This window comes from Actinomadura chibensis NBRC 106107 (assembly GCF_001552135.1).
Taxonomy (GTDB): Bacteria; Actinomycetota; Actinomycetes; order Streptosporangiales; family Streptosporangiaceae; genus Spirillospora; species Spirillospora chibensis.
Genome location: NZ_BCQP01000048.1, coordinates 1 through 20897 on the forward strand (window position 1 = coordinate 1; position 20897 = coordinate 20897).

Below are 20897 nucleotides of genomic sequence, written 5' to 3' on the forward strand. Positions count from 1 at the left end.
CTCGTCCGGGGCGATGCCGAACCGCCGCCGGGTCGCGGCGCGCCGCCCCGGGTGGAAGGCGAACGCGGCGGCGTCCACGCCGTTCGGGATCACGGTGATCCGGCCGGGCGGCACGCCCCAGCCGCGCAGCCGCGCCGCGACCGTCGGCGACACCGCGACCGTGGTCGAGCCGAGCCGCTCCGTCGCTCGGTACAGCGCCCGGACGCCGCGCGTCGCGGGACGCCCCTCGATGTGGCCGTCGCCGAGGGAGTGCTCGGTCGCGATGATCGCGGGCGTCCCGGCGAGGCGGGCGGCGACGCGCCCGTACACGCACGCCCGGTACAGGTGGGTGTGGACGACGTCGTACCGCCCCCGCCGGATCAGCCGGACGAGCCGGGGCAGCGCGGCGAGGTCCCGGTTGCCGCGCATGCCGATCTCGTGCACCGGGACGCCGGTCCGGCGGATCTCGGCGCCGAGCGTGCCCGTCCGGGTGAGGGTCGCGACCTCGCAGTCCACGGGCAGGTGCCGCAGCAGCAGCGCGAGCTGGCGTTCCGCGCCGCCGTGCTCCAGCCCGGTGATGACGTGCAGGACTCGGGTCACACGCGGCTCCGGCGGCGCAGCTCATGCCGGACGATCTTGGCCCGCAGCCGCACCGGCCCGTCCCGGTCGCCGACGTAGGTGCGGGGCAGCGCGTGCCGTGCCGGTTCGTCCGGGGAGATGTCGCAGGCGTAGTCGTACCCGGCGGCGCGGACCGCCTCGACCTCGCGGGCGGTCGCGTGCCCGTACGGGTAGGCGAACCCGGTGACCGGGCCTTCGACGAGGTCCTCCAGGACGGCCCGGCTCTCCTCCAGTTCCTCGCGCAGCTCGGTGTCGTCCGCGCCGGGAAGGGAGACGTGGTAGCGGCCGTGCGAGGCGATCTCCATGCCCGCGTCGGCGGCGGTGCGGATCTGGTCGGCGGTCATCAGCGGTTTGCGCGGGCCGTCGTCCCAGGCGTTGTAGGTGCCGATGCGTCCGGACACGACGAACACCGTCGCGCCGAACCCGTACCGCAGCAGCGCCGGGACGGCCCGCGTCACGAAGTCGGCGTAGCCGTCGTCGAAGGTCAGCCCGACGAGACCGCGGGCGCGCCCAGCGGCGTGCGCGTCGAGCAGCTCGCGCATGCCGACGCCGCGCAGCCCGCGCGCCCGCAGCCACGCCATCTGCCGCGCGAAGCGCGCGGGCGACACGGTGACGAGGTGCGGGTCCTCATCGAAGTGGTCGACCGAGTGGTACATCAGCACCAGCGGCACTGGCCTGATCGGTCCCGCCGGTCGCGGCGGGCTCACCCGGGTCGGTTCGGTCGGACGGCTCACTCTTCTCCCCCGATTCGGTGCGGTGTGTGAAGGCGATCCATGAGGCGACGAGGCCGGGCCCCGCGGCGGCGAGCAGCACGGCGAACGCCGAAGCGGTCGCGACCCCGCCCACGGCGAGCTGGACGATCCCGGCCGGGACGGCGGCGGCGGTCGCGAGCCCGGCCGCGCAGGCCCCGGCGGCGGCGACCGCGAGCCGGGACGTGTCGGCCGCGACCCGCCGCAGCGGGATCGGCGCGACGGACCGCCGCAGCCCGGCCAGCAGCAGGACGGCGGCGAGCGTGATCCCGGCGGCGTTCGCGGCGGCGAGCGCGACCGTCCCGGCGGACGCGGCGAACGCGCCGCCGATCGCCGCCGTCGCCGCGAGGCCGAGGAGGAGCACGGCGGCGGGCCGCCAGGTCGGCCGCCGCCGCGCGAAGAACGCCCGCGCCGCGAGCCCGACGGTCGTCTGCCCCCACAGGCCGAGCGCGTAGACGCGCATGATCGACGCCGTGCCGCGCGTGTCGTCGGCGGTGAACTCGCCGTGCTCGAACAGCACCCGCGTCACGGTCGGCGCGAACGCGACGAGGAACGCGGTCGCGGCCAGCACCATCGCGCTCGCGACGGCGAGGTCGCGCTGGATGCGGCGGGCGACCCCGCGGACGTCGCCGTCCGCCGAGGCGCGGGCGAGGCGCGGGAACGTCACGGTCACGATCAGCAGCGACATCACCATCGGGACCTGCGCGACCTTCTGCGCGTAGTTCAGGTGCGAGATCGACCCGGCGGCCAGCTCGGAGCCGATGAACCGCTCGACGAACACCTGCGCCTGCCGCGTCACCGTGTACACGACGATCGGCGCGACGGCCGCGAACCCGAGCCGCAGCTCCAGGTCGGTGGAGCGCCCGGCGGCGGGGGCGCGCAGGCAGCGGACGAACGCGGGCGCCTGCACGGCCACCATCAGCACGCTTCCGGCCGCGACGCCGACCGCCGCGCTCGTCACGCCGACCGTCCCGGACAGCCCGGCGATCAGCGCGAGGATGCCCGCGTTGTAGGCGAGGTAGATCGCGGCGGGCGGCCCGAACCGGTGGTGCGCGCGGAGCGTGGCGCTCATGAACCCGGCGACGCCGAACGTCACGACCGTGACCGCCGTCAGCCGGACGCAGCGGACGGCCGACCCGTCGTCGGTGAGGCCGGGGGCGAGGACGTCCACCAGCGCGGGCGCGGCCACGACCAGCGTGACCGTCACGGCGGACAGCCCCGCGACCATGCGCGGCAGCGCGGCCGCGACGAGCGGGCGCGGCCCGTCCCCGCTCGCGAGCAGCCGGGTGACGACGGGGACCATGAGCAGCGCCATCGCGTCCTCGATGAGGAGCGGCGAGACGGTCTCGGGGATCGTCCAGGCGACGAGGAAGGCGTCCGTGCTGCCGCTCGCGCCGAACAGGTGCGCCATCGCGAGGTCGCGCAGGAACCCGAGCCCCGTCCCGGCGGTGATCAGCGCCCCGGACAGCGCGGCGGCCCGCCCCACCGACGTCATGCCCGCACCGTCCCGAGGGAGCGGGACGCGACGATCCCGATCACGACCGCGATCAGCGCGCAGGTCGGCCCGCCGAGGTCCGCGTACAGGAAGTTGACCAGCAGGAACGCGAGCAGCGCGACGCCCGCGAGCCAGAACGGGTCGCGGACGCCGCGCCGCTTCCACAGCCCGGCGGCGAGCGCGGCGGCCAGCGCGGCGAGCCCCGCGAACCCGAGCACGCCCTGCTCGGACAGGAACAGCAGGTACTCGTTGTGCGGCGAGAGCAGCGGCTGCCGCGCGTACCCGTGGACGGGGTCGGACGTCTCGCTCCCCGACGACAGCTCGATCCCCGCGTACGCGTCGCGGTAGGCGGGGAAGTTCTTCACGCCGACGCCGGTCCCCGGATGGTCCTCCCAGATCCGCAGGGCGGCCGACCACAGGTGGTAGCGGTCGTCCACGGAGCGGTCGGGGGCGCCGACCGTCCCGGCGAGCGAGCGCGACCGGTCGACGACGGCCTGCGCGCCGCCGCCCGCGCCCGCGACCGTCACGACGAGCAGCGCCGCGCAGCAGGCCAGCGCCTTCACCGCCGTCCACCGGTCGAACAGGACGAGGACCAGGACGGCGGCGGCGCCGAGCGCGATCCAGGTGCCCCGGCTGAGCGCGAGGGCGAGCGCGGCGCCGAGCACGCCGAGCCCGGCGAGCGCGCCGAGGACGGCGGCGACCCCGCGGCCCGGCGCGGCGAGCGCGAGCGCGGTCAGCACGAGGAACGCGAGCCCGGCGACGACGGACATCGCCATCACGTCGACCGCGCCGAACGTGCCGACCGCGCGGATGTTCCGTCCGTCCATGGCGGCGCCGTGCTCGGTGACCGCCTGCCAGATCCCGAACGCGGCCTCCGCGAGCCCGAGCCCGAGCACCGACCCGCACACGATCGCGAAGTCGCGGCGGTCCCGGACGAGCACGACAACGGCCAGCGGGACGAGCACGAAGACCTGCGCGTCCCGGACGAACCCCGGCAGGCTGGCCGCGGTGTCCGCCGAGCACACGGTGCTGATCCCGAGCCCGGCGACCAGCGGCCCGAACGCGGGCAGCGCCCGGCGCGGCAGCTCGGCCCGCCCGGTGGCCAGCAGGAACGCGGCGACCGCGACCAGGCAGGCGGTGGCGACGTCGGCCGGGGTCACCTGCGCGCCGGAGCCGACCGTCCGCGTCCCGGCGGGGATCCCGACGCTCGCCACGGTCGCGGCGACGAGCCAGCTCGGCCGCCGGGGCGGCGCCGGGAGCCGGACGGGCAGCGACGCGGCGGCCGTCATCCCGCGTCCCGGACGATCAGCGCGCGCACGGTGAGCAGCAGGATCCGCAGGTCCCCGGCGAACGTCCAGTGGTCGATGTAGTGGTTGTCGAGGCGGGCGCGCAGCTCGATCGAGGTGTCCCCGCGGAACCCGTGGACCTGCGCCCAGCCGGTGATCCCGACCGGGACGCGGTGCCGCAGCACGTAGCCCGGACAGGTGCGGGAGAACTGCTCCACGAAGTGCGGGCGCTCCGGGCGCGGCCCGACCAGGCTCATGTCGCCCCGGACGACGTTCCAGAGCTGCGGCAGCTCGTCCAGGGAGCTGGCGCGCAGGAAGCGGCCGACGCGTCCGGTGCGGTCGGCGCCGCCGACCGTCCAGCGGGTGTCGGACTCGCGCTCGTCGACGTGCTTCAGCGTCCGGAACTTCAGCAGGACGAACTCCTCCCCGCCGAGCCCGACCCGGCGCTGCCGGAACAGCACGCCGGGCCCGTCCTCCAGCCGCACCGCGAGCGCGCACACCGCGAGCACCGGCAGCGCGAGGACGAGGAGCAGCAGGCCGACGACGATGTCGAGCAGCCGTTTCGCGCGCCGCGCGACGGGTTCGCGGAGCCCCCAGGTGACCCGCGCGCACGGCAGCCCGGCGAGGTACTCGCACCGTGACGCCGCCACCGGGACGACGTCCCACGGCGGCCGGACGAGCAGCGTCTCGCACGGCAGCCCGAACGACATGCGCAGCACGAGGGCCAGGTGGTCGGCGCGCAGGTCCTCGGCGACGACGACGAGCGTGTCGACGCCGTGCCCCTCGACCAGCGCGGGCAGGTCGGACAGCTCCCCGAGCACGGGCGCCGCCGGAGCGGCGGCCTGCCCGTCGGCGGGCGGCTCGGTCGCGAGCTGCCCGACCGCCGCGAGCCCGAACTCGCCGTGCTCGCGCAGGACGCCCGCGAGGTGCGCGGCGGTCCGGCCCGTCCCGACGATCAGCGCGGCGCGGGACCGGGTGCGGCGGCACCGGTACGTCCGGACGGCGGCGTTGGCGAACGCGCGGGCGGCGAGCGACGCCGTCCCGGCGAGCGCGGTGATCAGCAGCGCGGTGCCGTACCCGCCGTTCAGGCAGACCGCCGCGAACCCGCCGACGAGCAGGATCCGGGCGAGCAGCGGCGGCGCGTCGGCGAAGAGGGAGGGGCTGCGGCGCGTCCGGTAGAGCCCGCCCGCCGCGTTGCACGCGACGGCCGCGACGCCCGCCGTCCCGGGGACGACGCCGCCCGGCCGCGCGACCGCGACCGCGACCGCCATGGCCCAGCCGTCCGCCACGGCGAGGCACACCGGGACCAGGACGGCGAGGATCCGCGCGCCGCCCGCGGCGCGGCGGTAGGGGACGACGGGGGCGAGGACGGCCGGGCCCTCCCCCGGGATGAGGTCCGCCGGGGCCCCGGCCGGGTCGACGGACGGACTCAACCCCTGGGCTCTCATCGCGGTCCCTTCACAGACAAGAACTCACCGGAAGGTGACTGTGCGGCGCCGTCACGGGCGGCCACGATCAGGATCGCAGCGCGCCACGCCCCGGCCCGCCGCTTTTAACCGCCCCCGCCGCATTCTTGAAGAGAAGATCGAAAGTGGTTCTGACCTGCGTTGACAGCCCAACGAACCCGCATCGCGACGGCAAAGCGAAAGCCCTGTCAGAATGAACGGCGGAAGATCCTGGAACCGGCCACGAGCGGTGAACCTTCGCGGGACCATGGACGTCACAAGCATCGGAGGCCGTGATCCGACCGTCCCGCCCTCCGCGGTGGGCCGGGCGGCGCCCGGGCCGTTCCGTGAGCGATCTTGTAGCCGGTGTGCGGGCCGGCGGGCTGATGAGGGAGAGCGGTGCGAGGTAAGGCCATGGTGCTGGCCCTGGTCCTGGGGTTGGCGACGGCATGCGGCGGGGGCTCGGAGACCGGCGGCGGGACGACCGCGAAGGGCGGCGAGGACGGCTCCCCCAAAGTGACGATCACCCCCGCGGACGGCAACGGCAAGGCCCGTCCGGACCAGGGCGTCACGGTCACCGCGTCCGGCGGGACGCTCGGCCAGGTGTCGGTGAAGCTGAAGGGCGCGGACGTGCCCGGCACCCTGTCCGCCGACAAGACGCGCTGGCGCTCGCAGTGGACGCTGCGGCCCGGGGCCAGCTACCAGGTGTCGGCGACGGCGACGTCCGCGAAGGGCAAGTCGACGACGGCGACGAGCGCGTTCCGCGCCAGCCGCGCCACCGCCGCGACCCGGGTCAACAACGTCGTGCCGAGCGAGAACGAGACGGTCGGCACCGGGATGCCGGTGTTCGTCCAGTTCAACAAGGCCGTGCCGGAGAAGGCCAAGGCCGCGATCGAGCGCAGCATCGAGATCTCCTCGTCCACCCCGACCGAGGGCGCCTGGCGCTGGCTGTCCGCCGGGGAGTCGTTCAACGGCCTCCCGTCGATCGTGTTCCGGCCGAAGCACCCGTGGAAGCCGCGGCAGAGGGTCAGCGTGACCGTCCACTACGCCGGGCTCAAGATCGGCGACGACGTCTACGGCGACCGCGACGTCACCCGCACCTTCCGGATCGGCGACTCGCACACCGTCAACATCAACGCGAAGACGCACCGCGCCGTCGTGAAGAAGAACGGCCGCGTCGTCCGGACGTGGGGCGTCAGCCTCGGCTCCGGCGGCGACGTCCAGTCGGACGGCGTCGACCACCTGCTCACCACGAGCGGCATCCACCTCACCATGGACCACGTCCGCCTGGAGCGCATGCGCCCGCCCGGCAAGAAGAAGGGCGACCCGGGCTGGTACGACGAGAAGGTCCCGTGGGCGACCCGCATCTCCAACAGCGGCGAGTACATCCACCAGAACATGGACGACCCGTCCTGCCTGGGCAACCGGAATTGCAGCCACGGCTGCGTCCGCTCCCCCGCGAACGACGCGCAGTGGTTCTTCCACTGGTCCTACCGCGGCGACTTCGTCACCATCACCGGCACCAAACGCTCCCTCGCCTGGACGAATGGCTGGGCCGTCTGGCAACTCCCCTTCCCCACCTGGACCAAGGGCAGCGCCCTAGGCACCCCAATAACCACCACCACCCTCCACTGACCCTTATCGTCCGGGTGGCAGCCCGAAAGGCCGTCACCCGGACGCCCCTCCATTACCAGGTGGAGGGGAACATCCGGTGTTTCAGCAGCAGGTCGATCTGCTCGGCCGCCGCCTTGGCATCCCCGCACGGGCACAAATAGCCGGAACGCCCCTTCCGCACGTCGTGATAGGCCCAGAACCCACCGGGCACGGCCCACACGCCTACAACAATTCCGACGTCCTCCGCGACCCCGCTCGCGTAGACCCACAGCATCGGCTTGGGGAATTCGCGCCCGTAAAGCTTCACGCACCGCCATCCGCGTGCCTTGACCGCGAGTGCGAGCACATCCAGATACCGGACGGCCCGCCGCCTCCGCCAGCGCGTCAGCACGAGATCTCCGCCCAGACCCATTTCCCCACCGGCCGCGTCATCGTGACCCCGTAGCCGGACGCGAGCGCCCGCACGATCTGGAGCCCGCGCCCGCCTTCCTCGTGCCCCGGCTCCAACGCGCACGGGTCGGGCCGCACGTCATCGACCTCTACGACGGGCCGCAGCACCGGCAGATGCCCCGACGAGTCCCACACCGCGACGACGACGCACCCACCGTCCCGCGCGAACCGGACCCGAATCTCCTCCCCGGGCGTGCTCTCCACGGCATTGGCGACCAATTCCCCGACGACCAGCACCACATCATCGACGACCGTCGAAAGCCCCCATTCAAGAAGCCGCCTCTCCACCAGCCCCCGAACCCGCCGCGACACAGCCCGACCAGCCGAACAAGAAATGTCCAACTCGCCCACCGACGCAACTTTCGCTCCCATTTCACCCGCCTCCCATCTGTGCGTTTCGGAGACAAGCGTGGCGGGCCGGAGTTAGCTTGTCGCTATTCCATGCAAGACCTGGAAGTTGAACAAGGCTGGAGATGACGAGATGAACGTCAATGATCCGCCCGACCCCCGACTCAACCTCTGGGCGACCATCGCCTTCTTCATGCGCTTTCAGCGCATGCAGCACGGCCAGACCGGCGACGTCGTCGCACGCTGGCTGAGCCGCTCCCGCTCCTCGATTTCCAGACTGGAGAGCGGCGAGTCGCAGCTCAAGGAAGAGGAAGCGAAGATCCTGGACGCCAAGTGGCACACCGGCGGCCTGTTCGGCGTCCTGCTCTGGTTCGCGCGCCTCGGCCACGACCCCAACTGGAACAAGAACTACCTGGCCTTCGAGGAACGCGCGTCCGAGATCCGCATGTACGACGGCCAACTCATCCCAGCGCTGTTGCAGACGCCCGACTACACGCGCGCTTTGCTTTTGTCGGGTCGGCCACAGAATCTGGACAAGTCCGTCGACGCGCGCATGGCGCGCCAAGCGATCCTGTACAAGCCGGACGCACCCGAGGTTTGGGTGCTGATCGCAGAGACGGTCCTAGTCCCACACATCGGCGGACGACAGGTGATGCGCGAGCAGATCGCACACCTGATCCGCATCTCAAAGCTTCCAAACGTGATCTTGCGCGTCGTCCCGAACAGCGCGGGAGCTAACGAAGGCCTCGATGGACCGTTCAAGGTCCTGAAGGTCAAGGAAGGGGAGATCGGTTACCTTGTTGCGCCAAACGGGGGCCGACTAGAGTTGGACTCCGAAGAGGTGGCGGGCCTGCGCAACAGGTTCGACCGCATCGGCGCTATGGCACTGCCCGTGGAGTTGTCCCGGGCACTGCTCGAAGACGCGATGGAGCAGATGAGATGACGACTCCCCCCGTTTGGCGCAAGAGCAGCCGCAGCACGGAGGGCACCTCCGAACAGTGCGTCGAGCTCGCGCAACTCCCCAACGGCATCGGCCTCCGCGACAGCAAGGCCCCCCACACCGGCCACCTACTCCTCACCCGCGCGGCCTTCACTGACCTCGTCCAGCAGGTGAAACACCACTGACCCCCTCACCAAGGAGGCACCAGTGACCACGCCCGCATGGCGCAAGAGCAGTCGAAGCACGGGTGGTACCTCCGAACAGTGTGTAGAACTCGCGCAACTCCCCAACGGCATCGGCCTCCGCGACAGCAAGGCCCCCCACACCGGCCACCTACTCCTCACCCGCGCGGCCTTCACTGACCTCGTCCAGCAGGTGAAACACCACTGACCCCTCACCAAGGAGGCACCAGTGACCACGCCCGCATGGCGCAAGAGCAGTCGAAGCACCCAAGGCACCTCCGAACAGTGCTTGGAACTCGCGCAACTCCCCGATGGCATCGGCCTCCGCGACAGCAAGTCTCCCGACACCGGCCACCTCGTCCTCACCCGCACAGCCTTCGCCGACCTCGTCCAACAGTTGAAACACCACTGACGCCCTCACCAAGGAAGCACCAGTGACCACGCCCGCATGGCGCAAGTCCAGCCGCTCAGGTTCCGGCGCCGCAGGCGGCCAGGAATGCGTTGAGGTGGCCGAACTCGCGACCGCCGTCGGCATCAGGGACAGCAAGGCCCCAGAAGTCGGCCACCTGGTCCTTACGCCGCAGGCGTTCGCCGCTCTCGTCCAGCAGGTGAAGTGCGACGAGTTGTTGTGAGCAGGCGCGGGAGCGGCGTTAGCCTGCGCCGTGACCGGCGAACGATGCCAGGTGCTGGACGTGGCCGTTCCTGATGACCGTGATGCGCCTGGCGCCGGGGAGGTCCACGAACGGGCACCCGGATGACCCCGACCGCAGCGAGGTGGCGTCGAGCCACAGCAGTTTGCCGGAGTCGAGCCAGGGGGACAGCTCGAAGTCGTAGTTCGCGACTCTCGGTATGTCCCAGTCCCAGCCGCCCCCGCCTGACTCCCCGTACTTCGGGTACGTGTTCGTGCCCCACAGGTTCACGAGCCGGACGCCTTCCGGTCGTGGTCCGAAGTAGCTGACGGTCCACCCGGTGTGCCTGCCGACCGGCACCTCGGCGATCACCGCCCGCACACCGGGGCAGCCCAGGACGCGCGGCACCACGAACGGCACCTCCGGGCCCGGGACCACGGCGAACGGCGGGTGCTCCAGCGGATCCGCCAACCGCATCGCGCCCGTCATGGCGAGCCAGTCGGGCGGCCGCGTGGACGACGGGCGGCGCACGGGCGACTCGTAGTCCCAGAACGGGCCGTCAAGGCCGAACACGTCGATCGGCCAGGTCACCGGCGCGCCGGTGGCGGGAGAGAAGGCCACGGTCACGTCGGGCAGCAGCGCACGGTACCGGCGGTTGACCTCCCGGACGCGGTTGAGGTCGGGCGACTCGTGGTCCGACAGGCGCGCGCTCGCGGCCAGCAGGCGGGCGCGCTCGGCGGGAACCTCCACTAGCCCGGCCCTCCGGCTCGCGAACCCCACGGCCGCCGGTCCGTCCACGGTGAGGTTCCGTGATAGCAAGGCCGCTGACGCCGGGCAACTCGTCCAGGCGTTCGCCGCACTCGTCCACCACGTGAAACGGCGATGATCACCCGGTGTAACCGGCGAGGTGGACGATGGCGGCGGTGTCGAACGCCTCGGTGGGGTGGCCGGTGTCCCGGCCATTGGTGAGCTGGCCGCGGACGTAGGTTTCGGTGGCCGGGTCGTAGATCGCGAATCCCCATTCCTCATCGTCGCCGAGGTATTCGATCCGGCAGAGTTTGATCTGCTCGTCCATGCCGGGGAGGAAGCCGTCCCAGGCGATCAGGTAGCCGAAGGATCCGCGCCAAGTGATGGTCACGTCTTCCAGCCTCGGCCTTTGCCGGGTGCCATGGTGATTGACGATGTGTTCGATGCGCTCTTTGAGACTTTTGGGCGGGACGGACATGTTCACAGTGTCGCCGACGCCGATGCCCGGTGGTGCCGGGTTTGGGTGTGCGGCTGGCCCTGGTGGCGATCACCACCACGATCCCGCCCGAGGGCGTCCTCGCCTCGGCCCAGGCACTCGGTCCGGACGGCTCCGCCGCGCCAGCGGGAGGCGGCCGCGCGTCCGCCCCGGATACCGGCGGCGAGTGATTCAGAGTGGGGGTTGCCAAAGCCAGGCGGGGGTTTGGTGGGTTTCTTTGTGGGTGACGGTGGTCGGGTGGTAGGCGCGGTGGTCGATCGGGGTGGCGGCGGTGAAGAGGGCGTCGGAGATTATCGCGGTGAGGTCGGCGTTGCTGGTGGCCACCGCATTCCTCAGGGTTTGGGCCTCTAAGAGGCGGAACAGTAGGAGGGTCGCCGGGCCGGTCACGCCGTAGTCGTCGAAATGCACGGGGCCTCGGTGGAGGGCGACGCGCATGCGGAGGCGGGGGTCGGGTCCGCGGTTTCCGTAGCGTAGGACGACGTTCAATTGGTGCAGCATCGGGTCGAGATATCGGTCGGTGGAGACGAGGAACGGCGCCACGATCAGCACACCGTCGCCGCGATCCTCCCGGTGGCAGTGGGCCCAGGGAAGGCCGGTCATGGTGAAGGTCTGTTCGAGGGACTCGTACATGCGTCGCCGCGCCTCCGCCTGGGCGGGTGTATCCGGGTAATGCGTGCCGAACGCGACCAGGTCGGTGGCGAGCAGGATGCACTGGATTGTGGGCGTTATCGATCGGCTGTACGAGTAGTGTGAGAGTTTCATGCGTCCTCCCCATTCGCCGAGCCGGTGTAGGGCGCTTCGAGGTGGTCGTCCACCCAGAATTCGATGATCTCTTCCGGCGTGAGTTCGGCGACGGGCCCGGCGGGGATGGCGCGGCCGGTGCGGGCCGCCCAGGCGGTGAACAGTAAGAGCGCCAGCGTGTCGGTTTCAGCTGAGGTCGGCTGTGCGGCGGTCGGCTTCATTTTCTTCCCTTCGCAGGCTTGTGTTCCAGGGGTCATACTCTGGACGTCGATGCGGCGCTTCGCCGCACTATGGGCAGAGTTCGGCCGTCCCCGGATGGGCGTGAGTCATCCTCACGTCCGACAACAGGCAGACGCACTTGTTTCTGCTTTGTCTACTTTGACGGGGAATGTCTTATCCGTAGCCGGGAGAAGCATGGTGGAAATGCGTCGGATGAGGCTTTGGCGGTAGGCTGCCGACCGTCATCGCGCGAGATCGCGGCCAGCAGAGATTGGATCATGAGGATGACCGACGACGACAGAGATCGAATCGTCCGGTGGTTCGCCAGGAAATTGAATGAGGCGATGTATCGCGTCGGAGCGAGCTACGACGAGATCGCCAAGCGGTCGGAAAAGATCAAAAGGCCGGTCGGGGACTTCAGGTTCGAGCCGCTGCGCCGGGCCACCATTCAGGATCACCTGGGCAGCGGCAGGCGCAAGAAGCTGCCCCGCCGGGAATGGGTCTTCTCACTGATCGTCACGCTGCGCACCCTGGCGGCCAGCCGCGAAAGGGATCCCGACGAGGTCGTCGGCACGCTGGCCGAATGGCAGGCCCGCTACGACGAGGCGCGCGCCCGGTATCTGGCCAGCGGGGCGCGGGTGGACGAGACCCCGCCGCCGAACCGCCGCGACGCCGACGCCGACGCCGATCAATGGAGCGATTCGCTGGCGCTCCACGGCGCGGACGACGGCGTGGGGACCGGGCGGGGCCAGGGGTTACCGATCCATGATCTCCAACAGGCGTGGCGGATCTGGCTGCTGGAGCTGGCCACGCGTAGGTATGGCGGACGCTGGTGGCCCGATCGGTACACCGACGTCGTACCCGACTCGTTCGCTCCCTACCTGAGCCTGGAACCGGCCGCACGGGTCATCCGGGGTTATGAGCCCCAGTTCGTGCACGGGCTGCTACAGACCCCCGAATATGCCGAGGCGGTCATCCGGCTGGAACACAACGGCGCACCCGCCGAGCAGATCGAACGGCGCCTCGAACTGAGAATGCTCCGGCAGAAGATTCTGCGCCGACCGAATCCGCCGAAGCTGTGGGTGATACTGGACGAGGCCACATTGTACCGGCCATACGGAAGCCGGCGGGTACTGCGCGACCAGATCCAGCATCTCCTCATGATGACCGAAATGCGGGACGTCACCATCCAGGTGATGCCCTTCGACTGGAACGAGGGCGGCTACATCGCCGCGGCCGGGCCGGTGGCCATTCTGCGGTTCGCCGAGACCGATGTGCACGATGTGGTCTATCGTGAGCACGTTTCCGGTGGTGACTACCCTTCCGATCAGGCCGTCAGCGACACTTACGTCGTGGCGTGGGATCGGCTCTCAGTCCGGGCGCACCAACCCCATGAGACTCAGCGGATGCTGTTTCGGCGGCTCCGGGAAATCTGATCTCACCCGTAGGATTGCCTGACTGTGGCAGGCTTGATTTCCTTTCCTTGGGACGAGGTCGGTGGCGGCCGATCTCGGCCCGGGGATCCAGTCTTCCGGAGGTAGCCCCCATGACCGGTGACGAGCAATTCTGGGACGAGGCGGAAAAGGACCTCACGGCAGGGATCGACACATCCGTGCCGCACTCGGCACGCATCTGGAACTACTGGATGGGCGGCAAGGACAACTACCCGGTCGACCAGGAGGCGGGCGACCAGTTCGCCGCCATCTATCCCGGGATCGTGGACATGGCCCGCACCTCCCGGTATTTCATCGCGCGCATGGTCCGCTTCCTCGCCGAGGATCTGCGGATGCGGCAGTTCCTGGACATCGGAACCGGCCTGCCGAGCCACGACAACACCCATGAGGTGGCGCACCGCGCCGCGCCCGACGCGCGCGTCGTCTACGTGGACAACGACCCTCTCGTGCTCGTCCACGCACGCGCGCTCCTGACCGGCGCCCACGGCGAGGCCACCGACTACATCGACGCCGACCTGCGCGATCCGAAGGCGATCCTGGAGAAGGCGCGCGCCAAACTCAACTTCGAGCAGCCGATCGCGCTGATGCTCATGGGCGTGCTCGGCCACCTCCCCATCGAGGACGACGACCGCTACGCGCTCGGGATCGTCGAGGAGTTGAAGGAGGCGCTCCCGCCCGGCAGCTATCTGGCGCTTTATGACGGAACCAATACGAGCATGGCCTATGTAGAGGCGATCCGGCTGTACAACGAAGGCGGCTCGCTTCCCTATTACCTGCGCAGTCCCGAACAGCTCGACCAGTACTTCGAGGGATTCGAGCGGCTCGAACCCGGGCTGGTGCAGATCCAGCGGTGGAATCCCGACACGCCGCCGCTGGCGGAGGCCGGCGAGATCGACGCGTGGGGCGGGCTCGCCCGCAAACCCTAACGCCGGGTCGGCAACGTCATAAGGCGATCGCGGCCCATACCCATTTTCCGGTCGGTTCGGTCTTTCTCACCCCGCAGTCGGACGCCAGCGCGCGCACGATCTGGAGGCCGCGCCCGCCGTCCACCCGCCCCGGCTCCAGGGCGCACGGGTCGGGGCGGACGTCGTCCAGCGTCAACTCCACCACCGGCCGCAACACCGGCATTTCACCGGACGAGTCCCATACCGCGAATTCGACCATCTCGACGTCTCGCCGGAAGCGGACGTGGATATCCCGGTCCGGTGTGCTCTGCACCGCATTGGCGACCAATTCGTCCGCGATGAGGAGAACGTCGTCCAGGATCTCGCGGAGGTCCCATTCGAGAAGGCGGAACCGCAGCAGTGCCCGCACCCGGGCGGGGACCGCGGCCGATGCCGGAAATATGGCGTCCACTCCCCCGGCGGTCCCGGCGGGAGAATCCGCCGGGTACCCGGTCATCCCGCCCACCGAAAACGCGCCGAACCGGCCGCGAACGCCCTTTCTCCACTCGCGCTCAACGGCGCGACGAGCGTGCCCCCGTGCACATTCGGCATGGGCCGGAACCGCCTTCCGTCAAGGGCCCGTCCGGCGCGGGATCGCCGGAAAGCCCGTACTGCTCCTGAGCCATTGAGCATTCGCTACCCGCCCGGACACGTGAACACCGTTCTTAGGACGTCTGGGACGCCCTCGGGATACGGTCGCAGACGTCCCGTCCGTCCCACCGCAAGAGGCGGAGTAGGTATGCCCAACGAGTCGCTTCGGCAGGCGATGGCGAATGCGAGACTGACGGAGAAGGATCTCGCCGAAGCCTGTCAAGTGGACGCGAAGACGGTGGCGCGGTGGATGGCCGACGAAGCTCGCACGCCACACCCGCGGCACCGCTGGGCAGCCTCGGACGCCTTGGGAGTTGATGAGGGCATGTTGTGGCCTGACGCCATCCGCAAGAACGTCAAAACGGGACCCGACCGCGAGGTCATCGCGGTGTATCCGTACCGCTCCGCCTGCCCCAAGACGGTGTGGCGCCGCCTCATCAGCGAGGCGAACAAGGAACTGACCTTCGCCGGCTACACGAACTACTTCCTGTGGCTGGAGAACCCGAACCTGCGGGGCGTCCTGCGCCGGAAGGCCGAGGCGGGCTGCCGGGTCCGCTTCCTGCTCGGCGACCCCGACAGCGCGGTCACCCGCCGCCGCGAGGAGGTCGAGGGCGTCCCCCTCACCGTCGGCACCCGCATCCGGATCACCATCGACGAGCTGTCCAAGATCGCGGACGTGCCGGGCATCGAGGCCCGCTTCGGCGACGACCACATCGCGCTGAGCGTCTTCGTCTTCGACGACGAGATGCTCGTGACCCCGCACCTCGCGCACCTCGTCGGCCACGACTCCCCGATGCTGCACATCCGGCGCCAGCAGGAGGACGGCCTCTACGACCGGTTCGCCTACCACGTCGCCGAACTGTGGAACGGCGGCCGGGCGATCACCGACCTCGTCCCCGGCTGACCGGCCCCGCCCGACCAGGCGGGCCGACCGGCGGGTTGACCGGCGGCGCTGGCCGGAGGTGGCACGCTCCGCCTGCCCGGTTCGTCTGGCGCCGCCGCCCGCTCACCTGGTCGAATGAGGGGCTTGGTTGGGGACGGAAGACAAAAGGGGTTCAAGGCATGGCGACGGATGCCCTCGACGGACCGGTTCCGGCGGTTTCGGCAGCACCCGCACGAGGGCAGCGAGTCCTCGATCTCCTGGACAGGGCGATCGACACCCAGAGCCCGCTCGTCCGCAAGAACATCGCGCGGGCCCGCCAGCGGAACCCGGACGCGACACCGGCGCAGGTGATCCGCAACCTGGAGCGGATGTACGTCAGCGCCCTGACCGGGTCGGGCGCCGTGGTCGGCGGGGCCGCGGCCGCGCCCGGCGTCGGCACCGGGGTCTCGCTGGCGCTGTCGGCGGGCGAGACCCTCTCGTCCCTGGAGCTCAGCGCCCTGTTCGCGCTCTCGATCGCCGAAGTCCACGGCGTTCCGATCGACGAGATCGAGCGCCGCCGGACGATCGTCATGGGGGTCATGCTCGGCGGCGGCGCCTCCGGCACCATCACCAAGATCGCCGAACGCACGGGGCAGCACTGGGGGCGGCAGATCGTCGCCAGCGTGCCCGTCCACACCCTGCGCCAGATCAACAAGGTCCTGGGCAGGAACTTCATCACCAAGTACGGGACGAAACAGGGGATCATCGTCCTCGGCCGGGTCGCGCCGTTCGGCATCGGCGCCGTGATCGGCGGCGGCGCGAACGCCGCCATGGCCGCCCTGACCATGAAGGCCGGGCGCCGCGCGTTCGGAACGCCCCCGGAGTCGTGGCCGGGCGAGGCGCCGGGCGCCGACTGAAGCAACCGAAGGAAGGCGGGGCTCCCGGGAGCGGACCGGGAGCCCCGCCTTTGGTTTCGCGTGTTACTTGAGGGTCAGGCCCTGGCCCTGGAGGACGACGTCCAGCGGCTGGAAGAACGACTGGAAGTTGCCGCCGCACCCCCCGGTCGTCCCGCCGGAGGTGATGCCGATGGCGGTGCTGCCGCTCTGGAGCGATCCGCCGCTGTCGCCCGGCTGGACGCAGGCGTTGGTCTCGATCAGGCCGGAGACCGAGCCCTCCTGGTAGTTCACGGTGCGGTCGTAGCCGACGATCGTCCCGGACGTCGTGCCGGTGGTGGAGCCCTTCTTGATGATCTGGGTTCCGGCGGCGGGACGGCCGACGTCCGTGAGGTTGTCGTTGGAGACCTGGAGCGAACTGTTGGTGACGCGGATCGTTCCGTAGTCGTTGCCCGGGAACTGGCTGGCCGCGACGGTGCCGACCTGCTCGCCGCCGGACGTCGTCCAGGACGAGCCGATGTTCGTGCAGTGCCCGGCGGTGACCACGTAGTCGCCGCCGCCGGTGCCGATCGCCGACACCGAGCAGCGCGAACCGCCGGTCAGGATGGCCTCACCGGGGCCGAGCGTCAGCCGCGGCGCCGCCGCGACCCGCTTGATCTCAACGGTGTCGCCGAGCGCCCGCGCCTTCTTCACGAACGCGGCGGTCGCGGCGCCGTCCGCGCCCTTCGGGACGTTGACGACGACCGAGTTGGAGTAGACGTCCACGCCCCAGGACAGGCCCTTCGTCCCGGCGCTGCCCGCGAGGCGGTCGAGCTTGGACTTGGACGCGGCGAGCGGCCCGCTGCCGTGCGCGACGGTCCGCGGCGTGGCTCCGGCGGCCCTGACCTGCCGCGCGGCGGCCGCGCTGGTGACGTTGACGACCAGGTTTCCGGCGCGGTCGATGTACGAGCCCGCCTGCTGCGCGCCGAGCCTGCTGGTGAGCTGGTTGGACAGCGCGGTCAGCGCCTTCGGGGACGGCTTGGCGGGCGCCGCCGCCGGACGGGCGGGTTGCGCGGCGGTGGCTGGAACGGTCCCGAAGACGGGCAGCGCGACCAGCGCGGCGGCGGTCAGGAGCGGGGGGAGCGCGCGTTTGAGGTGCACACCTCGGTTCACTTCGTCCACCTTTCGCCACCGGCAGGTGGGGAGCGCCGGCGGCATCTCGGGGGGATTGGCGGGTGCACGCGCCTGGTGGTTCGGCGTCGTGCTGAGTAGCCAAGCTAGTGCGAAGAGCTACCTGCAACCAGTTTCAAGTCATAACTGAAATTTCAGACTGACCTGAATGTGCCAATGCACGCACCGTCCGGACACAGCAATGTGGGGCTCCCGGTCGCGGGGAGCCCCACACGAATTCCGCTAGCCCTGCTTCAGGGTGAGGTTCTGCGACTTCAGCGCGTCGTCCAGCGGCTGGAAGTACGACTCGAAGCCGGAGCCCGAGCACGAGCTGGTGGCGATGCCCGAGGTGATCCCGATGGCGGTGTTGCCGCCCTGGAGCGAGCCGCCGCTGTCACCCGGCTGGGCGCAGGCGCTGGTCGAGATCAGACCCGTGACGTCACCTTCCTGGTAGTTGACCGTCACGTCGTAGGCCTTGATGGACCCGGACGTCGTCCCGGTCGTGGAGCCCTTCTTCTGGATCTGGCTGCCGACCGGCGGGCGGCCCACCGTCGTCAGGTTGGCGTTGGTCACCTGCACCTGGCCGGAGCTGCGGATGAACCCGTAGTCGTGGCCGGGGAAGGTGCCCGTGATGGTGGTGCCGACCTGCTGGCCGCCGGACGTCGTCCAGGACCGGCCGATGTTCGTGCAGTGCCCGGCGGTGATGACGACGTCGCCGCTGCCGGAGCCGATCGCCGACACCGAGCAGCGCGAGCCGCCGGTCAGGATCGCGTCGCCGGGGCCGAGCGTCACGCGCGGCGCTCCGTCCACGCGCTTGATCTGGACGGCGTCGCCCAGCGCCCGCGCGCGCTTGACCATCGCCTTGGTGGCGGCGTCGTTGTCGTTCCGCGGGACGCGCACGACGACCGCGTTGGAGACGACGTCCACGCCCCAGACCATGCCGACCGCGCCGGGCGTTCCGGCGAACTTGTCCAGCTTGGTCTTGACGGCGTTGAGCGGCTTGAGGCCGTGCTTGACGACGCGGGCGATCGCGCCCGCGTCCGTGACCTGCTTGGCGGCGGCCGTGCTCGTCACGTTGACGACGAGGTTTCCGGCCGCGTCGACGTAGGTGCCCGCCTGCCGGTCGCCGAGCCTGCTCGTGAGCTGGTCCGCGAGGGCGGTCTGCGCGTGCATGTAGGGCGTTGCGGGTCGCGCGGGCTGGACGGCGGCCGTCGCGGGGACGGCCCCCAGCGCGGGGAGCGTGACCAGCGCGGCGCCCAGCAGCGGGACGACGCGTTTGAGGTGCGCACCACGATTCACTTTTGTCCACCTTTCGCCACCGACCACCTGGGAGCGTCGGCGGCAACTCGGGGGTTGGCGGGGGGACACGGGACCTGGTGGTGGAGGCGCCGTGTGGGAGCAACGTACTTCGATCACCTGTCGGTAACCAGATTTCGGGGTGTGGTCAAAATTTCAGCGTCCGCCGAATGCGCGCCTTTGGACGGGTCCCGTCCGCGCCGACGGAGGAAGCCGCGACCTGGCCTTTCACAGCGCGATCGAGGTTCCGCCGCGTAGAAACCGCGATTTGCGACGGCGTTTCAGCGCCGCGCGCCCGCCGCTTACCGCCGCCGAAGGGCGCGCCGCTCCCGCGCGCCGGACGGGCGGGTGGGCATCGGACGGCGGACGCGAATCCGGTTACCGCGAGTGGCGGAGCGAAACGGGGCGTCCCGGAGTGCGGACGCCTCTCGCGACAAAACAGCATGGCTCCCGCCATTCCACTTGACGCGCTCCATTCCGGTAACCATGCCGTTTTACTAGGATGCCTCCGTGCATGGAGATCAAGACGGCCTGGAAGGACGGCCCGCCGGCGGCGCGGGGGGCGCCGACATCGTGACGGCGCCGCTCCAGCCGCCGGTCGACGAGGCCCCTGCCACGGAGGACATCGAAACAGCGGGCGCGGCGGTCCCGCCGGTCGCGCTGGAGCGGTCCGAGGCGGAGGTCCGCGCGTTCGCGGCCGACGTCACCCGGCTCGCCGGGCTGGTCGGCGAGCTGACCACCGCGGCGAGCGCGCTCGGCAAGCGGCTGGACGACGAGGTCCGCGGCGTCCTGGACAACGCGGAGAAGGCGCTCGCCGACGCCCGCGGCGCGCGGCAGCGGGCGGGCGAGGCCGACGACCGGACGCGCGAGGCCGAGGCCCGCGCGGAGGCGGCGCTGCGGGAGGCCGCCGAGGCGCGCGAGGAACTCGCCAAGGGCATCGCCGCCGCGAAGGCGAGCGTCACGGCGGCGCAGGAGAGCGAGGCCAACGCCTGGAAGGAGGCGGGCGCCCACCAGCAGGCCCGCGCCACGTCCGCGAACGAGGCCGCGCACGCGGACGGGCTCCGCAAGCGCGCCGAGGCGGCCTGGAGCACCGAGCACCAGAGCCGCGTGGACGCCGAGCGCGAGCGCGACGAACTCGCCACGAAGCTCGCCGCCGAGCAGGCCGCGCTCGCGACCGCGCGCACCGACCTGGCCGAGGCGCGTTCCGAACTGTCGGACGCACGCGCCAAGCTGGAGGCGGCCGCGGAGGACGAGCGGCAGTTGCGCGCCGAGCTGTCGGCGGCCAGGGGCGAGATCGCCGGGCTGACGGTCGAGCGCGACTCCGTCGCGTCCCGGGCAGCCGAGCTGGCGACCCGCGCCGACCGCGCCGAGCAGCGGGCCGACACCGCGGAGGCCCGCGCCGACCGCGCCGACATCCGCGCGGAAACCGCCGAGATCCGCATCGACCGCGACGCCGCCACCGTCCGCGCGCTGCAGGACACCCTGCGCGCCGCGCTCGACCTGCCCGCCGTTGAGGACCTGGAGGACGGCCGCGGCGTGCGGGTCGGCGACGTCGGCGCGGTCACCGCCAAGCTCGGCGGGCTGATCGGGGTCGAGCAGGTCCCCGAGGTCATGGACGGGGAGCTGGCCGGACGGTTCGCGCGCGCGATCCTGGCCGTCCGCGTCCACCAGGCGACGCGCCGCCTCGCGGAGGAGGACGAGATCGAGGACGCGGAGCCGGAGCCGGAACCCGCGTCCGAGGAATGAGCCGCGAGAACTGTCGGACGTGAG

26 protein-coding genes are annotated in these 20897 nt (G+C 71.0%); 12 read left to right on the forward strand and 14 right to left on the reverse strand.

Annotation, left to right across the window (positions count from 1 at the left end; translation table 11 throughout):
- From ACH01S_RS26785 to ACH01S_RS26805, 5 genes are all read right to left on the reverse strand, one after another.
- Positions 1-579 (reverse strand): glycosyltransferase (locus ACH01S_RS26785; protein ID WP_157406317.1); only part of this gene is annotated, 579 nt, incomplete at its 3' end.
- Positions 576-1268 carry a polysaccharide deacetylase family protein gene (locus tag ACH01S_RS26790; RefSeq protein ID WP_246236476.1) on the reverse strand — a complete coding sequence of 231 codons (693 nt, stop codon included), beginning with the start codon at positions 1266-1268 and terminating at the stop codon, positions 576-578. The genes ACH01S_RS26785 and ACH01S_RS26790, both read right to left, overlap by 4 nt.
- Positions 1225-2841, reverse strand: coding sequence for a lipid II flippase MurJ (locus ACH01S_RS26795; protein ID WP_067897244.1), 1617 nt, complete (start codon positions 2839-2841; stop codon positions 1225-1227). The genes ACH01S_RS26790 and ACH01S_RS26795 overlap by 44 nt, the downstream gene beginning before the upstream one ends.
- Entirely contained in the window at positions 2838-4130 is a 1293-nt protein-coding gene (locus tag ACH01S_RS26800) for an O-antigen ligase family protein (RefSeq protein WP_067897247.1), read from the reverse strand. Before ACH01S_RS26800 ends, ACH01S_RS26795 begins: the two co-directional genes overlap by 4 nt.
- A complete protein-coding gene (locus ACH01S_RS26805) occupies positions 4127-5575 on the reverse strand; it encodes an exopolysaccharide biosynthesis polyprenyl glycosylphosphotransferase (RefSeq protein ID WP_083981178.1) in 1449 nt (482 codons plus the stop codon). Before ACH01S_RS26805 ends, ACH01S_RS26800 begins: the two co-directional genes overlap by 4 nt.
- Positions 5576-5971: 396 nt before the next feature.
- Here ACH01S_RS26805 and ACH01S_RS26810 point away from each other — a divergent pair, with 396 nt between their 5' ends.
- Positions 5972-7207: a L,D-transpeptidase gene (locus tag ACH01S_RS26810; RefSeq protein WP_246236477.1), complete on the forward strand. Its 1236-nt coding sequence runs from the start codon at positions 5972-5974 to the stop codon at positions 7205-7207.
- Positions 7208-7259: 52 nt separating this feature from the next.
- On the opposite strand, the gene ACH01S_RS26815 is transcribed toward ACH01S_RS26810, so the two are convergent.
- Both ACH01S_RS26815 and ACH01S_RS26820 read right to left on the reverse strand, forming a co-directional pair.
- Positions 7260-7577, reverse strand: a complete 318-nt coding sequence (locus ACH01S_RS26815) for a hypothetical protein (RefSeq protein ID WP_067897254.1) — start codon at positions 7575-7577, stop codon at positions 7260-7262.
- Positions 7571-7987, reverse strand: coding sequence for an ATP-binding protein (locus ACH01S_RS26820; RefSeq protein ID WP_169809360.1), 417 nt, complete (start codon positions 7985-7987; stop codon positions 7571-7573). The genes ACH01S_RS26815 and ACH01S_RS26820 overlap by 7 nt, the downstream gene beginning before the upstream one ends.
- Before the next feature lie 130 nt (positions 7988-8117).
- On the opposite strand from ACH01S_RS26820, the gene ACH01S_RS26825 reads away from it, so the two are divergent.
- Genes ACH01S_RS26825 through ACH01S_RS26840 form a run of 5 tightly spaced genes read left to right on the forward strand, consistent with a single transcriptional unit; the run spans position 8118 to position 9738 of the window.
- Complete coding sequence (locus tag ACH01S_RS26825; protein WP_067897257.1) at positions 8118-8927, forward strand: DUF5753 domain-containing protein; 810 nt, start codon at positions 8118-8120, stop codon at positions 8925-8927.
- Positions 8924-9109, forward strand: a complete 186-nt coding sequence (locus ACH01S_RS26830) for a DUF397 domain-containing protein (protein WP_067897259.1) — start codon at positions 8924-8926, stop codon at positions 9107-9109. Before ACH01S_RS26825 ends, ACH01S_RS26830 begins: the two co-directional genes overlap by 4 nt.
- A 22-nt stretch (positions 9110-9131) precedes the next feature.
- A complete protein-coding gene (locus tag ACH01S_RS42630; protein ID WP_083981180.1) occupies positions 9132-9314 on the forward strand; it encodes a DUF397 domain-containing protein in 183 nt (60 codons plus the stop codon).
- A 21-nt stretch (positions 9315-9335) separates the two neighbouring features.
- Entirely contained in the window at positions 9336-9518 is a 183-nt protein-coding gene (locus ACH01S_RS26835) for a DUF397 domain-containing protein (RefSeq protein ID WP_067897262.1), read from the forward strand.
- A gap of 22 nt (positions 9519-9540) precedes the next feature.
- On the forward strand, positions 9541-9738 hold the full coding sequence (locus ACH01S_RS26840; protein WP_067897265.1) for a DUF397 domain-containing protein: 198 nt from the start codon (positions 9541-9543) through the stop codon (positions 9736-9738).
- A gap of 18 nt (positions 9739-9756) precedes the next feature.
- Here ACH01S_RS26840 and ACH01S_RS26845 read toward each other — a convergent pair whose 3' ends face one another.
- Positions 9757-10533 carry a hypothetical protein gene (locus ACH01S_RS26845; protein WP_148344137.1) on the reverse strand — a complete coding sequence of 259 codons (777 nt, stop codon included), beginning with the start codon at positions 10531-10533 and terminating at the stop codon, positions 9757-9759.
- Positions 10534-10621: 88 nt separating this feature from the next.
- The gene (locus ACH01S_RS26850; protein WP_067897271.1) at positions 10622-10873 is read right to left on the reverse strand and encodes a hypothetical protein; all 252 of its coding nucleotides are present in this window, start codon (positions 10871-10873) and stop codon (positions 10622-10624) included.
- A 128-nt stretch (positions 10874-11001) separates the two neighbouring features.
- Here ACH01S_RS26850 and ACH01S_RS43855 point away from each other — a divergent pair, with 128 nt between their 5' ends.
- A complete protein-coding gene (locus ACH01S_RS43855; RefSeq protein ID WP_157406319.1) occupies positions 11002-11148 on the forward strand; it encodes a hypothetical protein in 147 nt (48 codons plus the stop codon).
- A 1-nt stretch (position 11149) separates the two neighbouring features.
- On the opposite strand, the gene ACH01S_RS26855 is transcribed toward ACH01S_RS43855, so the two are convergent.
- Entirely contained in the window at positions 11150-11740 is a 591-nt protein-coding gene (locus ACH01S_RS26855; protein ID WP_067897274.1) for a hypothetical protein, read from the reverse strand.
- Positions 11737-11940 (reverse strand): hypothetical protein, encoded by a 204-nt coding sequence (locus ACH01S_RS26860; protein ID WP_067897277.1) that lies wholly within the window; start codon positions 11938-11940, stop codon positions 11737-11739. The genes ACH01S_RS26855 and ACH01S_RS26860 overlap by 4 nt, the downstream gene beginning before the upstream one ends.
- A 282-nt stretch (positions 11941-12222) precedes the next feature.
- Here ACH01S_RS26860 and ACH01S_RS42635 point away from each other — a divergent pair, with 282 nt between their 5' ends.
- On the forward strand, positions 12223-13374 hold the full coding sequence (locus ACH01S_RS42635) for a DUF5753 domain-containing protein (RefSeq protein ID WP_148344138.1): 1152 nt from the start codon (positions 12223-12225) through the stop codon (positions 13372-13374).
- Between the two features lie 110 nt (positions 13375-13484).
- The gene (locus tag ACH01S_RS26870; protein WP_067897280.1) at positions 13485-14318 is read left to right on the forward strand and encodes an SAM-dependent methyltransferase; all 834 of its coding nucleotides are present in this window, start codon (positions 13485-13487) and stop codon (positions 14316-14318) included.
- Between the two features lie 16 nt (positions 14319-14334).
- Here the strand turns inward: ACH01S_RS26870 and ACH01S_RS26875 are convergent, their stop codons facing one another.
- Positions 14335-14706 carry an ATP-binding protein gene (locus tag ACH01S_RS26875; protein WP_169809361.1) on the reverse strand — a complete coding sequence of 124 codons (372 nt, stop codon included), beginning with the start codon at positions 14704-14706 and terminating at the stop codon, positions 14335-14337.
- Between the two features lie 546 nt (positions 14707-15252).
- Here ACH01S_RS26875 and ACH01S_RS26880 point away from each other — a divergent pair.
- Positions 15253-15831, forward strand: a complete 579-nt coding sequence (locus ACH01S_RS26880; protein WP_246236478.1) for a DUF5919 domain-containing protein — start codon at positions 15253-15255, stop codon at positions 15829-15831.
- Between the two features lie 158 nt (positions 15832-15989).
- Entirely contained in the window at positions 15990-16706 is a 717-nt protein-coding gene (locus tag ACH01S_RS26885; RefSeq protein WP_067897288.1) for a hypothetical protein, read from the forward strand.
- A 63-nt stretch (positions 16707-16769) separates the two neighbouring features.
- On the opposite strand, the gene ACH01S_RS26890 is transcribed toward ACH01S_RS26885, so the two are convergent.
- Positions 16770-17834, reverse strand: a complete 1065-nt coding sequence (locus ACH01S_RS26890) for a S1 family peptidase (protein WP_169809362.1) — start codon at positions 17832-17834, stop codon at positions 16770-16772.
- A gap of 240 nt (positions 17835-18074) precedes the next feature.
- Positions 18075-19130 carry a S1 family peptidase gene (locus tag ACH01S_RS26895; protein WP_067897295.1) on the reverse strand — a complete coding sequence of 352 codons (1056 nt, stop codon included), beginning with the start codon at positions 19128-19130 and terminating at the stop codon, positions 18075-18077.
- A gap of 507 nt (positions 19131-19637) precedes the next feature.
- Here ACH01S_RS26895 and ACH01S_RS26900 point away from each other — a divergent pair.
- A complete protein-coding gene (locus ACH01S_RS26900; RefSeq protein WP_148344141.1) occupies positions 19638-20873 on the forward strand; it encodes a coiled-coil domain-containing protein in 1236 nt (411 codons plus the stop codon).
- Positions 20874-20897: the final 24 nt, after the last annotated feature.